Genomic DNA, 16,228 nt, shown 5'->3' with positions numbered 1-16,228 from the left:
CTCGGAGTTGCGAAGGCCGCACGGGCCCCTCCCTGCACCCTCCCCATCCTTGGCCGACGCTTCTTTCTTTTTTTTGTTGCATCGGATGATTGCATATGATTCAAGATTTCTGTATATTATAAATATGCTGAAAAAGTTGAGCAATTACGAAAATGAACTTTTGAAAATGGTTGCGGCGGGGGTGCCTTTGACGGCAGAACAGCTCTTGTCGGTGCGGACGCATATCGGCTTTTTTCAGCATGAGCGGCTGGTGCACGAACTTGTGATGATTCTGTTTGCGCTTTTGACTGTGGGCGGGATACTTTTTGTGGTTGTCGTGCCTGAAATCCCGGTCATGATGCTGGATGTGCTGTTCTTTGCATTGCTCGTGCCGTACGTGAAGCATTACTACGGGCTAGAAAACGGGGTGCAGAGACTGTACGACGTTTATGAAAAGCTGGAAAAGCTGAAATAAATGTGACTGGATGGGGCTAGCCCCAACTCGTTGGCTCGGTTATAAAAAAGAGTTAACTCTTTTTTGCAACGCTCGCCTTCTGAGTTGTCCTCGCGTTGCTCGGAATGACGATGACGACGAAAAAAGCAAGTCCGCGGGGACTTGCTTTTTGAAATTCGATAGATCCCGTCTTGCCATAACAAGAGGGTGGTGCCCGGTCGAGCCGGGCATGACAATTATTACTTCTTCGGGGTGATAAACTCAAGCCCACCCCGATGAGCGGGCAAGGTTTCTTGCGAAACCTCGCACTCGGATTTTTCTTGCGAAAAATCCTCACTACATGGTTAGGCTTTCGGTTTGATAAACTCTAGCCCACCCATGTACGGACGCAGCACTTCAGGAATCTTGAGCGAGCCGTCTTTCTGCTGGTAGTTGTCGCAGATGCCGACCATCACGCGCGGAGTGGCGAGGCCAGAGCCGTTAAGCGTGTGGAGGTAGACGTTCTTGCCGTTGACCTTCGTCTTGATGTTGGCGCGGCGAGCCTGGTAGTCTTCGAAGTTCGAGCAGGAGCTGACTTCGAGCCACTTCTTTTCGACCGGAGCGTAAACTTCGAGGTCGTAGCACTTGGCAGCACCGAAACCGAGGTCGCCCTTGCAGAGGGCAAGGCGGTGGTAGGGGAGGCCGAGCTTTTCGAGGAGCTTTTCACCGAAGCGGGTGAGTTCTTCGTGGTCTTCGTAGCTGTGTTCCGGATGGGCGAAGTAGACCATTTCAACTTTGTTGAACTGGTGCAAGCGCAGCAGACCGCGGGTGTCCTTGCCGTAGCTGCCAGCTTCGCGGCGGAAGCAAGCGGAGTAGGCGCAGATGCGCTTCGGGAGTTCAGATTCCGGAATCACTTCGCCAGAGTAGAGGTTCGTGAGCGGGACTTCTGCCGTCGGGATGAGGAACAGGTCGTCATCCTTGTCGCAACGGTACATGTCTTCTTCGAACTTCGGGAGCTGACCCGTGCCGCGCATGGTGTTGCGGGTAACGAGGTACGGCGGAGTGAATTCTTCGAAGCCTGCCTTCTGGTGTTCGTCGAGGAAGAACTGGATGAGGGCGCGTTCGAGGCGAGAGCCGAGACCGCGGTAAACCGGAAAGCCGCTGCCAGAAATCTTTGCGCCACGTTCAAAGTCAAAAATGCCAAGGCGTTCGCCGAGAGTCTTGTGGTCGACGCGGGCGAAGTCATCGTTCTTGGTGTAGTAGTCAAACGGGATCGGACCGTCTTTTTCAACAACGTTGTCCGAACTGTCCTTGCCTTCCGGAGAACGCGGAGCGATGTTCGGAACGTGCATGAGCATTTCGGTCTGCTTGTAGTCAAGTTCCTTGAGCTTCTTGTCAAGTTCGTCGATCTTGTTGCCGAGTTCGCGCGTGGCGGCCTGGGCTTCGTCTGCGTTTTCGCCCTTCTTCTTGAGTTCGCCAATGCGCTTGGACTGGGCGTTGCGTTCGCTCTTGAGGCGTTCGACTTCGGTGAGGAGTGGGCGGCGTTCGTTATCGACGGCGAGCACGTCACGAAGGCTTACGGTCGTATATTTCTTTTCTGTTTCAGCAATATAATATTCCGGATTTTCACGGATCTTTTTAATATCAAGCATTTGATTGCCTCGGTTGAAAATTTTTTTACGGGTGGAAAGATAGCTTTTTTCTAAATTATCGACATGCGTTTTCGAAAGAATCTCTCCTGTTTGCTTTGTTTTGTTGCTGTAGCTTTGCTTGCTACTCTTTTGAATGGCTGTTACAGCTTTACCGCTTCGACGCTTCCGAGCCATATTAAAACAGTTAACATTCATGAAGTTGATGACAAGACTCTAGACCCGGTGCTCGCCAATAATATCCATACGGCCGTTGTTGATATGTTCAAACGCAATGCGGGTGGTGTGCGCCTCGTGAATGGCGATGCCAATGCCGATTTTGAAATTACTTTGTTAAGCTATTCGAACAAGCCTGAAAACTACAACAGCAATAGCGATGTCGAGACATATCGCGTTACGATCCGCGTTGAAGTTAAGTTTTATGATAACGTAAAAGAAAGAATCATCTACGAGAGCAAGTCCCTTTCTGCAGACGGAGTTTATGATGTCCAGGCGAACGAGACCGAAGACCGCCATGGTCAGACGCGTGCCGTTGAAAAGCTCCAGGACCTGATCGTTTCGAACGCCCTTGCCAAGTGGTAATTTTTGGTTAAACTAGAGAACTCCTGCATGGCGGGCGGTGTGCACTTGGCCAATGACTATTGACTAATGACTATTGACCACTTATAAAAAAAGCGACTCGGCAATATCGTAAGAATACGCATCTTGCCGAGTCTGGGGTTGGTTTGGAGTATTACAAATATGCTTAATTTTTAGCAGTTTGTTAACTCGTTATATCATTTTTCCTCAAAAAAATGTGGAATATTACATTTTTATAGGAAATCTTGCAGCGTAACCGGTTCCTCGTTCAATAACGCCTCGGTAAGTTCACTCCCTTTGTAGGTGAGCTTTAGCGAAAAAAATGGTTCGCCGCGTTCGAGTAAAGCCAGGAATATGAGGTCGCCATCCCAGTGGGGCAGTTCGCGAATTTTCTGCTTATCCACCCATTCCAGTACACCCTCGTCGCAATCCTTGAGCGAACCTGTAAATTCGGTAGCTGTGAAAAGGTGCATGAATTCGGTTTGGTCCATGCCGTCGCTGATGAAGGTGACTATGCCCCGGTATTTGGGACGGATGAGCGTGAGTCCTGTTTCTTCAAGCGCTTCGCGGTGGATGCAGTCTTCGGGGGATTCCCATTCTTCGAACTTGCCTCCGATACCAATCCACTTATCTTTGTTGATGTCTTTTTTTTTCTTGATGCGATGGAGGAGCAAATATTTGCCGTTTTGCTCGATATAGCAGAGGGTTGTGTTGATCATACGATTCAAATATAGAATTGTTTGTTTTTTTGCTCTTTTTTTGGGGACTTTCTTAGAATTGTTGATTATTTTTGCGAGATAAATGTATAATTATTGTATGATTTACGAAATATTTGGCTGGTAATATGCAGAATTGGGTTAAAGAAATCGTCGTAGATTCAAAATTTGAAAATGTTAGAACTTTGACAGATTTTGTTGAAAGTTCACTGGAACCGCTTCATCCTTCGCCAAAGGCTATCATGCAGATTGGCGTTGCCATCGATGAACTGTTCAGCAATGTTGTTCGTTATTCAGGCTCTTCGAACATGAAGTTGATTCTGAATGTGAATGCGGATGTGCTGACTGCAAAGCTCACTTTCATTGACGAGGGAGTGGAATACGATCCGCTAAAGAAAACGGACCCAGATGTTTCACTTTCTGCAGAGGACCGTGAAATTGGAGGACTTGGAATATTCCTCGTGAAAAAAATTATGGATGGTGTTGAGTATAAACGTGATGGTCAGAAGAATATTTTAACCGTTGTCAAAAAATTGGGTTAATTTATTGTTGATTTAAAATACAAAGAGAGGCTATAATGAAAATCGAAAAAAAAGTGGATGGCTCCAATATGTCTTTCGCTCTAGAAGGGCGTCTGGACACTATGACTGCTCCTTTGCTTGAATCTGAAATTCAGGGGAAGCTGGATGGGGTTGTTGATTTGGAATTTGATTTTGCCAAGTTGACTTATATTTCTTCGGCGGGATTGCGTGTGTTGCTTTCGGCCCAGAAGATTATGAACAAGCAGGGCAAGATGACTATCAAGAATGTCTGCGATGAAATCAAGGAAATTTTTGAGGTGACGGGATTCTCAGATATTCTGACTGTCGTGTAGTTTGGTTTAGAATTTGTATGGATGAAAAAACGGCACCTGCGCGGTGCCGTTTTTTGTATGAAAAGGAGATGCCCTTATTTAACTCCAATCAGAGACAGGTCTCTGACAGCACCTTTATCTGCACTTGATGCCATTGCTGCATATGCTTGAAGTGCTTTGGAAACCTGTCTGTCTCTGTGTTCAGGACGCCATGCTTTATTACCACGGGATTCCATTTCCTGACGGCGGGCGGCGAGTTCTTCGTCGGTGAGTTCCACGTTGATGGTGCGGTTCGGGATATCGATTTCGATGACGTCGCCCGTGTGCACGAGACCGATGTTACCCTTGTTGGCGGCTTCCGGAGAAGCGTGGCCAATGGAGAGACCGCTCGTACCGCCGGAGAAGCGACCGTCGGTGAGGAGGGCGCAAGACTTGCCGAGGTGACGGCTCTTGAGGTAAGAGGTCGGGTAGAGCATTTCCTGCATGCCAGGACCACCCTTCGGGCCTTCGTAGCGGATGACGACGACGTCGCCAGCCTTCACCTTGTTGCCGAGAATGCCGTTCACGGCTTCTTCCTGGCTTTCGAATACGATTGCCGGGCCAGTGAACTTCCAGATGGATTCGTCAACGCCTGCGGTCTTCACGATGCAGCCGTCGATAGCGAGGTTACCGTAAAGAACAGCGAGGCCGCCGTCCTTGGTGTAAGCGTGTTCACCATCGCGGATAGCGCCGTTTGCGCGGTCGAGGTCGTGATCCGGATACATGAAGTTCTGAGAGAATGCTTCGATGTTGTACTTGCGGCCCGGACCTGCGAGGTAGCGCTGCTTGGCTTCGGCAGTCGGATTACGCTTGAGGTCGTTCATTTCGAGAGCGTCGCCCATCGTGGCGGCGTGAACAGTCTTTGCGCTCTTGTGGATGAGGCCCATGCGGTCGAGTTCACCGATGATGCCCATGATGCCGCCTGCGCGGTTCACGTTTTCGACATGGATGTTGTGGACGGTCGGGGCGACCTTGCAGATGCACGGCGTGTTGCGGGAGAGGCGGTCGATGTCCTTCATGGTGAAGTCCACGCCAGCTTCCTGAGCGACGGCGAGCAAGTGGAGAACGGTGTTAGAAGAACCACCCATGGCGATATCGAGGCGCATGGCGTTTTCGAAGGCGTCCTTCGTGGCGATGCTCCTCGGGAGGATGCTTTCGTCGTTCAAATCGTAATACTGGTGGCAGAGTTCCACGATGCGCTTACCGGCAGCTTCGAAGAGCTTCTTGCGTTCGGCGTGGGTAGCGACGATGGTGCCGTTGCCCGGGAGGCTAAGGCCGAGGGCTTCGGTAAGGGAGTTCATAGAGTTTGCGGTGAACATGCCGGAGCAGGAACCGCAAGTCGGGCAAGCGTTTGCTTCGATGTCTGCCACTTCTTCATCGCTGATGGTGTTGTCTGCAGAATCGATCATGGCGTCGATCAAGTCGAGGGCGCGATCCTTGCCGTCCTTCGTCGTGACGTGACCAGCTTCCATCGGACCGCCAGAAACGAAGATTGCCGGAATGTTGAGGCGCATAGCGGCCATGAGCATACCCGGAGTCACCTTGTCGCAGTTGGAAATGCAAACGAGGGCATCGGCGCGGTGGGCGTTAGCCATGTATTCGGTAGCGTCTGCAATGAGGTCGCGGGAGGGAAGGCTATAGAGCATACCGTCGTGGCCCATGGCGATACCGTCATCGACTGCGATGGTGTTCATTTCCTTAGCGACACCGCCGGCAGCTTCGATCGCGCGTGCGACAACCTGGCCGACATCCTTGAGATGAACGTGACCCGGTACAAACTGGGTGTAGCTGTTCACCACGCAAATGACGGGCTTACCAAAGTCTTCTACCTTGGTTCCTGTTGCGTGCCAAAGGGCACGTGCACCGGCCATTTCGCGGCCTTCCATAGTCTTGAGCGAACGAAGTTTCGGCATAATGATCCTTTTTTGTCTTTAATAATTCCGGCGACATTGTATATGCCACCTTAAATTTCGGTTATAAGTTAGAAAATTAATTCTTGTGATGAAAATGGAATGGCGCCTAGATTGTTGCAAAGAAGGCGTTGAGGCTAAAGCCGCCGTGGCTTGTTTGGACGACTTTGGCGGTTGGGTTGATCTCTGTTGAAAGGGCGGGGCATTCGCGCAAAAGGTTTGCGGTGCAGGTGTACTTGGCGCCATCGCGGGTGTCGTCTTTCGGAGCGAGGATGGCGACTGTGAGTGATTTGCCCAAATTGCGTAAGTCGCGGGCGAGTTCTGTTAGCTTTTTGCCGATTTGCGTGTAAAGCTTGGGCGCGTCGAAATCAAGGCGTTTGCCGTAGGGTGGGTTCAGCACGAGAACGGGCGAGGCGTCGTCGCAGGCGTCTACAATTTCTTTGGCGGTGTAGCTGAAAAAGTCGCGGAGTTGCGGAGAAATTGTGGGCGTGTTTTCGTTCGGCGCGATTTGTGCGAGCGGGCTACATTCGATGTTGTGCTTGATGATGCTTACCGCGCGTTCGGAAATATCGCTCGTGATGATTTTTGCGATTGTCGCGAATGTGTTGCAAGACTTTACTGGACCCTTCGTTTCACTCAGGGTGACGAACGTAGATGTGTTGCATTTCACTTCGTTCAGGGTGACGCTTCGCGTTATAAAATTCCAGGTGGCTTCTTTGAAGGCGGGCTGGTGCTTGAGTGCAAAATCGCGGCACGTGCCGGGAATGATTTTGTTTGCAATGCAGGCGGATTCGAGGCTGAACGTGCCGCTGCCGGACATTAAATCTAGTAGACAGCAGGAAGTAGACGGTAGGAAGTGGAATGCTTCGAATATCATCGCAGAGGCGATGGTTTCTTTGAGCGGGGCATCGTTCACGAAACGTTCAAAGCCGCGCTTGTAGAGTTCTTCTCCGGCGAGGTCTAGCCAGATAGTGCAGCGGTCGTCTAGGAAGTTGACGTAAAGATTTTGAGGTGTGCCGCGATTCTCGTTTTGCATCGGGGCGTTGCGGGGTGTCCCCGCAGAGGGGGTAGCGGATGCCGTGTCGGCAGGAGCGAGGGGGACACTTACCCCTTCTTCTATTATTTTATACAAACGTTCGGCGATGGCGTCGCTGTGGTACAGACGGGAATGCTTGCAAGTGACGTGAATGTTTAATGCGTTGGTGAACTTTACTGGATCCCTCGCGCGGCTCGGGATGACGTTGGCGTCTAAATAAAGTTCCCACGGGATTTCGCTTGCTTTCTTTTCGAGTTCGCGGAAGTTCTCGGCTTTGAAGCTTGCGACTTCCATGAGTACGCGGTTTGCGATGCGGCTTACGGCGACTGCTTTCCACGCTTCAGTCAGTTTTGTGGTGAACTCGACTTTGCCGTCTCCAGTGACGTGCGACGGTTCTGTTGCGCTTTCTCCTAAAATGCAATCAAGTTCTCTCGCAAGCGTTTGTTCAAAGCCAAGCGGAGAAATGGCTAAAAAGCGATGGGGCTTTCCGATGATGTGTTTCTTGATGCGTTTTTCGAGGGCGTCACTCATGGACTGCAATATAAAAATTGCTAGGAGTCCAGGTCAACGGCAATCAATGTCTTGGCGGGTGCGGCCGGGGCGACAACGGGCATTTTGCTCAAGTCCAGGTTGATGGCGATGATTTCTCCAGAGAGCGACATGATGGCGCCTGTGGATGTGTTGAATGTGCCGATGACATTCCCGGAGCCGTCGCTTACGGTCATGGTTGTGGGGGCGATGACGTAGTAGTTGGATCCGAGCTGGTAAAAGTAGCTGGGTTCGCTTACGACGATGTTCTGCGGTATCTGAAGACTTGAAGTGTTGCTTGATGCGCTGTCTTGTGTTGCTGAACTTTCGGAACAGTTCCACGCAGTTGCAAGTATGCCTGCAAACAGTAAGCATCTGGTAATTTGTAACTTCATAATCATTCCTCGAATTGTAAATCTATATTGACATTTCTTTGAGCGGTTGCGAAAAAAGCTTTTAATAACATTAAATGTTCTCTACGCGTTCTTTTTGCTTTGCTAGAATCTTACAAAAAACTTATTTGCATGTTGGGCTAAATTGTGATGCTTTAAAAAGTGTTCTATTCCACAATTTTTTCTGTGTTGCTATCTTTTAAAACATGATTATGAAAAAGTTTGCATTGATTTCCGCAATTGGCTTTTTGGCCGTATCTGCTTTTGCTGCACAGGGCGCTCCCATGGGTGCGTCTGTTGACCCGACTCCTGAAGAACAGAAGGCTCTCGATGCCTTGAAGGGAAAGCTCGAAGGGGCGATTGTCTGGTCTACGAGCCGTGCGAATTCGCTCCACGATATTTGGATTATGAATGCTGACGGGACGAATGCCCGTGCGCTGACCAAGAGCAATAATGTGGACTGGTTCCCGCGTATTGCTCCTGATGGCTCGAAGGTTCTTTTTAACCGCAGCAAGGGTGGCTGGGTTCCTGAAAACGATGCCAACTACCCGGAAAAGTGGGACTTGTGGACTGTCGGCATTGATGGCTCAAACGAAACGAAGATTGTTGAAAACGCCACGTGGGGCACCTGGCGCCCGGATGGCAAGTCGATTGTGTTTAGCCGTGCAGGCAAGGTCTTTACGATGGACCTTACGAGCAAAAAAGAAACGCTCGTGCTCGATGGCGAGAAGGCGTTCAATAAGGCTGGCGTGATTTTGCAGGAACCGAACATGAGTCCGGATGGCAAGCATCTTGCAATCACGCTTCGTGGTTCGATGCGTGAAACGGGCGTGTGGGACTTGGCTAAGAACGCTTGGACAAAGTCCGGTGACGGTTGCCAGATCGACTGGAATTTCGATGGCTCCAAGCTCTACCGCGTGAACCCTACGGGTAACGGTGGTACGGCTGCTCCGAGTGAAATCTTGTGGTTCACGGCTAAGGATGGCAAGCAGGTGGAAAAGGTCGGCTTCTTTGGAATTCCGAAGAACGTGAAGCTGATGGACCTTCCTGGCCGCCGTAGCCATGAATACTTCCCGCGCCTCTCGCCAGATGGCAAGTGGCTTGTGTGGGGCGCAACCGACAAGGGCCACGACCACGACTTGTTCGACTACGAACTCTATATTTGGAAGATTGGCGAACCGGTTGAAACTGCAACGCGTATTACATACAACAGTGGTAACGACCGCTGGCCGGATATCTGGTTTGGGCATGTTCCGGTGAGTGCTGCTCCAGCTGCTAAGGCTGTTGAAACGGCTGCGAATGCGACTGCTGCCGCCATTGCCGGTGGCGTAAGCGATGCCAAGATGGATGAACTCATCAAGGCTATTGACCGCTTGACCGACGCCGTGAAGGCGCTTGCTCCGAGTAAATAGTTACTTCGCCTTTTGGGCTAGTTACTAGTTTAGAGTTACTAGTAAAAAAATTGCCGCAGCTTGAAGCTGCGGCTTTTTGCTTTTTGGAATATCGCTTTTTTATTTCGCGTTGCTGCGGAGGCAGAATGCCATGATGGCGAATGCGCCTGCGACGTTCATGCTTGCCTTGCGGCCAGCCATCGGGATGGTGACTTTCATGGTTGCTTCGGCCATGATTTCCGGGGCGATGCCGAGTTCTTCGTTGCCGAGAACGATGAGGCCTTTCTCGGGCCATTTTACGTTGTTTATACTCGGGATGTCTTCGCCGGTTTCAAGGGCGATGATTTCGTAACCGTTTTCCTTATGCCACTTGATGCAATCGAAGGGGCTGTCCCAGCGCTTGATGGGGATCCATTCCTGGCAGCCGCGTGCAGCACTTTTGACGGTCACGTGGTCGGGGCTACAGCTGTAGCCGCTGAGGTGTACGCCTTCGAGTCCAAAACAGTCGGTGCTGCGGATGATGGAACCCACGTTGAATGCGCTGCGCAAATTGTGCACGAGCACGGCGAATTGGATGGGCTTTTCGTTTGCGACTTCTCGATCGCCCGGTTCTTGTTCCAGGTACACGTCGCGTTCAAAGCCAAGTCCTGCGCGGGTGCGGAACGTCTTGTACAAGTCAATCATTTGCGCCTGGTTCTTGCCGGTCAATCTCTCGGATTCGGGCAGGTGGAGCCATTCGGCGTAGGTCTCGAATTCACGGCGGGCGCGTGGAACATCGTCGCCTAATTGCAAGATGATTACTCGTAAAAGTTCTGCGAGCCTCTTGAATTTTGAGGGCTCTTTCATGGCTAAAAATTTAGGTTCCGTGTACATGGTTGAAATGATAGAAAATTACCCTTTAAACGGCTCAAAAATGGCTTTTTTACGCGTGTTTTTAAGGATTTTGAAACATTTTTATCACCCGTTTTTCTAAATTGCATATAAATGGAACAATTACGGAAAACTAGGGTATTGATCACTAACGACGATGGCGTTGGTAGTGTCAATTTGCATGCTCTCGCTCTTGCTTTGAGCGAGGTTTCCGATGTCTATGTTTTTGCGCCCGAAGACGAACAGAGTGGTGTCGGTCACGCCTTTACGATCCGTCGCGGGTTGCGTATTCAGCACGTCGAAACGGTTCCGGGGAAGGCGAAGTTGCCGTACGAGGTTTACTCGGTTTCGGGCACTCCTGCGGACTGTGTGAAGTTTGCCGTGGGGCATTTTGCCAATTACGGCCTTGATGATAACACGATTGTTCCCGAAGGCTTTGATGTATGTTTTTCGGGAGTCAATGTGGGCGAAAATTCCGGCGTGTCGTCGCTATATTCGGGGACGGTTGCCGGTGCTCGCGAAGCTGCCCTTTGGGGGGTGCCTGCGGTGGCGCTTTCGCTCCGTGGATTGAAAGGTAACCTGTTGCAGGTGGCGATTGATTTTGCGCGCAAGATTGTTTCCGAGAACCTGTTCAAGAAAATTTCCAAGGGCGTTTTCTGGAATGTGAATTTCCCGAAAGTCAAGGATGATGAATTCCTTGGATTTAAGGCTTGCACGATGGACCGTGGTATGTTTACCGACCACTACGATCACAAGGATGGCTTGTGGTTTTTGGATGGCGAAAAGCTGTGGTCGATGGCTCCCGAGGGTTCGGACGACAACTTGCTAGATAAGGGCTATGCGACAATCACACCGCACCGCATAGACCAGACCGATGAAGAAAGTTTAGATGTGATTAAAGAAATGTTAGAAGGCGGCGGCAAGATTTAGGGAAAGACTTCCTACATCCTACTGTCTACTTCCTACTATAGAGGTTAACTAATGTCAGAAGAAATGGTACCTGGATCGCAGTTCAAGAGTCTTGTCGAACAAGACATGCAGGACTGCTATCTTCGCTACTCGATGAGCGTTATTGTCGCTCGTGCATTGCCGGATGCGCGCGATGGCTTTAAGCCAGTGCACCGCCGCGTGATGTACAGTATGCACAAGTTGGGCGTGGTTCCGAACAAGGGAACGGTCAAGTCCGCCCGTATCGTGGGTGATGTTATCGGTAAGTACCACCCGCATGGTGACGTTGCTGTTTACGATACTCTTGCCCGTATGGCGCAGGACTTCTCTTTGCGTTATCCGCTGGTGTTTGGTCAGGGCAACTTCGGTTCTATCGACGGTGACAGCCCGGCTGCCATGCGTTACACCGAAGCCAAGATGAACAACCTCGGCGCCCTCATGCTCGAAGATCTCGAAAAAGAGACGGTCGACATGGGCCCGAACTACGATGAATCGCTCGAAGAACCGCTGGTGCTCCCGTCTGCGCTCCCGAACATGATTGTGAACGGAACGTCGGGTATTGCCGTGGGTATGGCGACGAATATGGCTCCGCACAACTTGCGCGAAGTCGGTGCCGCTATCCATGCTTTGGCTGAAAATCCAGACTTGACTGGCGAAGACCTCATGGAATATGTGAAGGGCCCGGACTTCCCGACAGGCGCTATTGTCTGTGGCCGTTCTGGTATTCGTGAAGCTTACCTCACGGGTCATGGCCGTGTGCGTGTGCGCGCCCGTACCGAAATTGAAACGGATGCAAAGGGCAAACCGCGTATCATCGTCACCGAAATCCCGTACATGGTGAACAAGGCCGAACTCTGCAAGAAGATTGCAGACCTCGTCCGCGACAAGCGAATAGATGGCATTACGGATATCCGCGATGAGTCGAGCCGTGACATCCGCATCGTGATTGAACTTCGTCGTGATGCAGTTGGTGAAGTTGTCTTGAATAACTTGTTCAAGTACACGCAGCTCCAGACGACGTTTAGCATTTACAACTTGGCGCTTGTCAATAACCTCCCGAAGCTTCTTACGCTCAAGGATCTTTTGCAGGTCTATATTGACCACCGCCTCGATGTGATTACGCGTGCAACGCAGTTCGACTTGAAGAAGGCCGCCGCTCGTCTCCACATCATCGAAGGCTTGCGTGTTGCAACGCAGAACATCGACGAAGTCGTGCAGATTATTCGCCAGAGCAAGACGACCGAAATAGCAAAGCAGAGCTTGCAGGATCGCTTCACACTCGATGAAATTCAGTCTCAGGCCATCGTTGACATGCGCCTTGCCCAGTTGGTTGGCTTGAACATCGAAAAGTTGGAAGCCGAATACAACGAACTCATTGCAACGGTCGCAGACTTGAAGGACATCTTGGAAAAGCGCGAACGCCGCGTTGCTATCATGCTCCAGAAGCTCGATGCAGTCGTTGACAAGTATGGTGATGAACGCCGCACGACGATTGGCGAAGCGATTGACGATAGCGATGACGAAGACCTCATTGCCGAAGAAGAACAGGTCATTACGCTTAGCAAGGAAGGCTACATCCGTCGCCTCCCGATTGACACGTTCAAGGCTCAGAACCGCGGTGGTAAAGGCATCATCGGCGCAGGCCTCAAGGACGAAGACAATGTGGAACAGATCTTCACGGCTAGTACGCACAGCTACTTGCTCGTGTTTACGAACAAGGGCCGTGTCTACTGGACAAAGGTCTACCGCTTGCCGGAAGGCGCCCGCAATGGTAAGGGACGCCCGATTGTGAACTTTGTCGCTCTCACGGAAGGCGAAAAGGTGCAGGCGATTGTGCCGGTGCGCAAGTTCGGTGGATACTTCTGCCTCGTGTTTGCGACCAAGAAGGGCATCATCAACAAGATGGACCTCACGCTCTTTAGCCGTCCGCGCAAGGCTGGCGTCAATGCCATTAGCCTCGACGAAGACGATGAATTGGTCAAGGTTCAGCTCGTGGGCATGTCTGCCGAAGAATACGAAGCCAGCAAGAACGCTTCTGACGACGATTCCGCAGAAGCCGTTGAAAATGCCGCGGAAGCTCAGGCTGCCGAAGCCGCTGTTGCCGAAGAATCTGAATCTGGCGATGCTGAAGACTTTGCAAACCGTCCGATCCCGAAGGATCTCTTGATGATTGCGACCAAGAACGGTCAGGCCGTCACGTTCCCGATTAGTTGCTTCCGCGCTATGGGCCGTGGCACACATGGCGTGAAGGGCATTACGCTCGCCGAAGGCGACGAAGTCATTTCGCTCTTGTGGCTCAAGGCTGGTAACAAGATCTTGACCATCACCGAAAAGGGTTATGGCAAGCGTTCTGAACCGGGTTCTTACCGCGTGACCCGCCGTGGCAGCAAGGGTGTCCGCAACCTGAACGTTACAGACAAGATTGGTGCCGCCGTGTTCGTGGAAAGCGTAGCTGACGATTACGATTTGATCATTACGAGTAAGGATGGTCAGGTCATCCGCATCAAGGCTGCCGATATACGCCTCACGGGCCGCAATGCCCAGGGTGTCAAGGCGATTACGCTGCGCGATGGCGACGTCGTGAAGGATGCAACTGCACTCCCGAGCGTCGAAGATATCGAACAGGATAGCGCTGATGCCAAGGAAACTTTCGACAAGGTCAAAGGCGTTGAAGTCGATGACGATTCCGTTGTAAAAGACGATGCTGAAAAGCAGGAAATCGGCCCGACGGAAACCGAAGAATAATCGCTAAACTTGTTGAGACGGAACGTTAGTTCCCGAAATTTTAAAAGTCTCTTCCTGAAATGTTGGGGAAGAGGCTTTTTTTGTGCCATTTTTTAACTTTTTTCTGTAAACAAAATGTCGTTGTTTTTCTAAACAACAAACTTTTTTTTCAGGAGTCCTTTTTAGAATACTCTCTAATATATTATGTTAAGCATAACTAAAATGTGAGGAGTATCATTACTATGAAAAACATTTCTAGTGCAGCCAAGATTGGATTGGTCCTGTCTTTAGGACTTGCCTCTGGTGCTTTTGCCCAGGATTTCTGCAACGCAAGTCATTCTGGCACAAAGAAAACGGTCTCGTTTAGCGTTGGCGCGGGTGCCGACAAGGGTGAAACTGGACAAATTGGTGATTTCCACTATGAACAGTGGAACAAGAGCGGCAGCGCTACAACCGATTTCTATACCGACGGCTCTTTTTCATGTTCTTTCTCCAATACAGATGACTTCCTGTGCAGAGAAGGTCTCTATTACGGGATGAACAGTGGCAAGGATCCTCTCGCGGTCGGTAACCTTGTTGCCGATTATAGCATGAAGACCTTTACCAATGATAAATCAATTTCTTATGCTTATGCGGGTATTTACGGTTGGATGCAGAACCCGTTGATCGAATGGTACATCGTCGATAACTGGGGTCCGGCCTCTAGACCGAATTGGCTTGGTACGTCTCAGGGCAAAATCACTGTTGACGGCGCCGAATACGAAATCTTCACGGCTGACGCCAACAGAGCAAGTATTGAAGGCAATAAACCCTTCAAGCAGATTTACAGCTTGAGAAGCACTGCCCGTAAGTGCGGTACCATCAGCATCACTGAACATTTCAAGGCTTGGAAGCAGAAGGGCATTACTCTTGGTTCCTCTTTGTATGAAGCAAAGATTTTGGGCGAAGCTGGTCAGTATCCTGAACAGCAGGGCGCTTCTGGAAAGATTGATTTTAATTACGCCAAGGTCTATGTCTCCAATGGCCCAGTAACCCCGACTTCCAGCTCTTCTGCAGGAACAGTGAAATCTAGCTCTTCTAAGGGCAGCAGCACTGTTTCCGGTACGATTGACGCCTGCAAGGACGAAATGGGTCACCAGGGTTCCAGCAAGACGACTCAGGGGCAGAACAACTCTAGCGTGACGGGTAATGTCGGCAGCTCTCCGTACCACTATGAAATCTGGTACCAGGGTGGCAATAACTCCATGACCTACTATGATAACGGAACTTATAAGGCCAGCTGGAGTAATACGGGTGACTTCCTTGCCCGTGTCGGCTTCAAGTATGATGAAAAGCAGACTTATGAACAAGTTGGCCCCATCGATGCCTATTTCAACTGGAAAAAACAGGGTTCTGCCGGTGGCTACAACTACATTGGTATCTATGGTTGGACGGTTGATCCGCTCGTGGAATACTACATCGTTGATGACTGGTTCAGCAAGCCGGGTGCAAATCTCCTTGGCCAGAGAAAGGGTGAATTCACGGTTGACGGTGATACTTACGAAATTTGGCAGAACACTCGTGTAAACAAGCCCTCCATTAAGGGGGATCAGACTTTCCCGCAGTTCTTCAGCGTGCGTAAGAGTGCTCGTTCCTGTGGCCATATCGACATCACGGCTCACTTCAAGAAATGGGAATCTCTCGGCATGAAAATGGGTAAGATGTACGAAGCCAAGGTGCTTGTCGAAGCCGGTGGTGGTTCTGGTTCGTTCGATGTCACCTACTTCAAGATGACCGACAAGAAACATCCGCTTCCACAGCCTGAATCCAGTTCTAGTAGCGAAGCTAAGTCTAGCTCTTCTAAGACCGTGAAATCTTCTAGCAGCACGACTGCAATTCACGCAGCAGTTCCAAGAATGGAACTCAAGAGTGGCAACTTCCAGGTGTTCGATATGCAGGGTCGTTTCCTCGGTATCGCAAAGCTCGAAGCCGGCGCATCTATGGCTCAGGTTCTCAAGTCTAACTACAAGAACTCTGGCATTTACATGGTGAAGCAGGGCAGCTTCATGCAGCGCGTTCTTGTGAAGTAAAAAGTTTCTCTCCCCAAAGACTGTGAAAACGCTCCCCGTCGGGGAGCGTTTTTGCATGTTGAACAAATTTCGCGTGATGCTTGCGAACGTTGGAAATGCCGCGCATCTCGTG

At 50.6% G+C, this 16,228-nt stretch carries 14 protein-coding genes; 8 read left to right on the top strand and 6 right to left on the bottom strand.

Annotation, left to right across the window (positions count from 1 at the left end; all coding sequences use genetic code 11):
- The first annotated feature begins 124 nt into the window (after window positions 1-124).
- On the top strand, window positions 125-454 hold the full coding sequence (locus tag B7990_RS06200; RefSeq protein WP_088640143.1) for a hypothetical protein: 330 nt from the start codon (window positions 125-127) through the stop codon (window positions 452-454).
- Between the two features lie 323 nt (window positions 455-777).
- Here B7990_RS06200 and serS read toward each other — a convergent pair whose 3' ends face one another.
- The gene (gene serS, locus B7990_RS06195) at window positions 778-2,064 is read right to left on the bottom strand and encodes a serine--tRNA ligase (RefSeq protein ID WP_072827301.1); all 1,287 of its coding nucleotides are present in this window, start codon (window positions 2,062-2,064) and stop codon (window positions 778-780) included.
- A 63-nt stretch (window positions 2,065-2,127) separates the two neighbouring features.
- Here serS and B7990_RS06190 point away from each other — a divergent pair, with 63 nt between their 5' ends.
- The gene (locus tag B7990_RS06190) at window positions 2,128-2,643 is read left to right on the top strand and encodes an LptE family protein (RefSeq protein ID WP_088640142.1); all 516 of its coding nucleotides are present in this window, start codon (window positions 2,128-2,130) and stop codon (window positions 2,641-2,643) included.
- A 230-nt stretch (window positions 2,644-2,873) separates the two neighbouring features.
- Here the strand turns inward: B7990_RS06190 and B7990_RS06185 are convergent, their stop codons facing one another.
- Window positions 2,874-3,359, bottom strand: a complete 486-nt coding sequence (locus tag B7990_RS06185) for an 8-oxo-dGTP diphosphatase (protein WP_088640141.1) — start codon at window positions 3,357-3,359, stop codon at window positions 2,874-2,876.
- 125 nt (window positions 3,360-3,484) lie between these two features.
- Between B7990_RS06185 and B7990_RS06180 the strand changes: the two genes are divergently transcribed.
- Together B7990_RS06180 and B7990_RS06175 are read left to right on the top strand one after the other, a co-directional pair.
- Window positions 3,485-3,898, top strand: a complete 414-nt coding sequence (locus B7990_RS06180) for an ATP-binding protein (RefSeq protein WP_088640140.1) — start codon at window positions 3,485-3,487, stop codon at window positions 3,896-3,898.
- 35 nt (window positions 3,899-3,933) lie between these two features.
- Entirely contained in the window at window positions 3,934-4,230 is a 297-nt protein-coding gene (locus tag B7990_RS06175; protein ID WP_088640139.1) for an STAS domain-containing protein, read from the top strand.
- Between the two features lie 74 nt (window positions 4,231-4,304).
- Here B7990_RS06175 and ilvD read toward each other — a convergent pair whose 3' ends face one another.
- The 3 genes from ilvD to B7990_RS06160 form a co-directional block, all read right to left on the bottom strand.
- Window positions 4,305-6,161: a dihydroxy-acid dehydratase gene (ilvD, locus tag B7990_RS06170; protein WP_088640138.1), complete on the bottom strand. Its 1,857-nt coding sequence runs from the start codon at window positions 6,159-6,161 to the stop codon at window positions 4,305-4,307.
- A 106-nt stretch (window positions 6,162-6,267) separates the two neighbouring features.
- Complete coding sequence (locus tag B7990_RS06165) at window positions 6,268-7,725, bottom strand: class I SAM-dependent RNA methyltransferase (protein ID WP_088640137.1); 1,458 nt, start codon at window positions 7,723-7,725, stop codon at window positions 6,268-6,270.
- Between the two features lie 20 nt (window positions 7,726-7,745).
- Window positions 7,746-8,117, bottom strand: a complete 372-nt coding sequence (locus tag B7990_RS06160; protein WP_088640248.1) for a hypothetical protein — start codon at window positions 8,115-8,117, stop codon at window positions 7,746-7,748.
- A 209-nt stretch (window positions 8,118-8,326) separates the two neighbouring features.
- Between B7990_RS06160 and B7990_RS06155 the strand changes: the two genes are divergently transcribed.
- Complete coding sequence (locus B7990_RS06155) at window positions 8,327-9,526, top strand: hypothetical protein (protein ID WP_254917361.1); 1,200 nt, start codon at window positions 8,327-8,329, stop codon at window positions 9,524-9,526.
- Window positions 9,527-9,625: 99 nt separating this feature from the next.
- Here B7990_RS06155 and B7990_RS06150 read toward each other — a convergent pair whose 3' ends face one another.
- A complete protein-coding gene (locus B7990_RS06150) occupies window positions 9,626-10,351 on the bottom strand; it encodes a TrmH family RNA methyltransferase (RefSeq protein ID WP_254917360.1) in 726 nt (241 codons plus the stop codon).
- A gap of 165 nt (window positions 10,352-10,516) precedes the next feature.
- Here B7990_RS06150 and surE point away from each other — a divergent pair, with 165 nt between their 5' ends.
- The 3 genes from surE (at window position 10,517) to B7990_RS06135 (ending at window position 16,116) form a co-directional block, all read left to right on the top strand.
- A complete protein-coding gene (gene surE, locus B7990_RS06145) occupies window positions 10,517-11,305 on the top strand; it encodes a 5'/3'-nucleotidase SurE (protein WP_254917359.1) in 789 nt (262 codons plus the stop codon).
- A 51-nt stretch (window positions 11,306-11,356) separates the two neighbouring features.
- Window positions 11,357-14,068, top strand: coding sequence for a DNA gyrase subunit A (gyrA, locus tag B7990_RS06140; protein ID WP_088640133.1), 2,712 nt, complete (start codon window positions 11,357-11,359; stop codon window positions 14,066-14,068).
- 221 nt (window positions 14,069-14,289) lie between these two features.
- Window positions 14,290-16,116, top strand: a complete 1,827-nt coding sequence (locus tag B7990_RS06135) for a glycoside hydrolase family 11 protein (RefSeq protein WP_088640132.1) — start codon at window positions 14,290-14,292, stop codon at window positions 16,114-16,116.
- The last annotated feature ends 112 nt before the right edge of the window (window positions 16,117-16,228 follow it).

The sequence above is a fragment of the Fibrobacter sp. UWB4 genome, from assembly GCF_002210345.1.
Lineage (GTDB): Bacteria > Fibrobacterota > Fibrobacteria > Fibrobacterales > Fibrobacteraceae > Fibrobacter.
The sequence above is the reverse complement of the archived record's forward strand: the minus strand, read 5'-3'. Positions and strand labels throughout refer to the sequence as shown.

Coding starts and splice junctions, on each gene's coding strand:
- B7990_RS06200 (WP_088640143.1), top strand. CDS start 125: ATGCTGAAAAAGTTGAGCAATTACGAAAATGAACTTTTGAAAATGGTT.
- serS (WP_072827301.1), bottom strand. CDS start 2,064: ATGCTTGATATTAAAAAGATCCGTGAAAATCCGGAATATTATATTGCT.
- B7990_RS06190 (WP_088640142.1), top strand. CDS start 2,128: ATGCGTTTTCGAAAGAATCTCTCCTGTTTGCTTTGTTTTGTTGCTGTA.
- B7990_RS06185 (WP_088640141.1), bottom strand. CDS start 3,359: ATGATCAACACAACCCTCTGCTATATCGAGCAAAACGGCAAATATTTG.
- B7990_RS06180 (WP_088640140.1), top strand. CDS start 3,485: ATGCAGAATTGGGTTAAAGAAATCGTCGTAGATTCAAAATTTGAAAAT.
- B7990_RS06175 (WP_088640139.1), top strand. CDS start 3,934: ATGAAAATCGAAAAAAAAGTGGATGGCTCCAATATGTCTTTCGCTCTA.
- ilvD (WP_088640138.1), bottom strand. CDS start 6,161: ATGCCGAAACTTCGTTCGCTCAAGACTATGGAAGGCCGCGAAATGGCC.
- B7990_RS06165 (WP_088640137.1), bottom strand. CDS start 7,725: ATGAGTGACGCCCTCGAAAAACGCATCAAGAAACACATCATCGGAAAG.
- B7990_RS06160 (WP_088640248.1), bottom strand. CDS start 8,117: ATGAAGTTACAAATTACCAGATGCTTACTGTTTGCAGGCATACTTGCA.
- B7990_RS06155 (WP_254917361.1), top strand. CDS start 8,327: ATGAAAAAGTTTGCATTGATTTCCGCAATTGGCTTTTTGGCCGTATCT.
- B7990_RS06150 (WP_254917360.1), bottom strand. CDS start 10,351: ATGAAAGAGCCCTCAAAATTCAAGAGGCTCGCAGAACTTTTACGAGTA.
- gyrA (WP_088640133.1), top strand. CDS start 11,357: ATGTCAGAAGAAATGGTACCTGGATCGCAGTTCAAGAGTCTTGTCGAA.
- B7990_RS06135 (WP_088640132.1), top strand. CDS start 14,290: ATGAAAAACATTTCTAGTGCAGCCAAGATTGGATTGGTCCTGTCTTTA.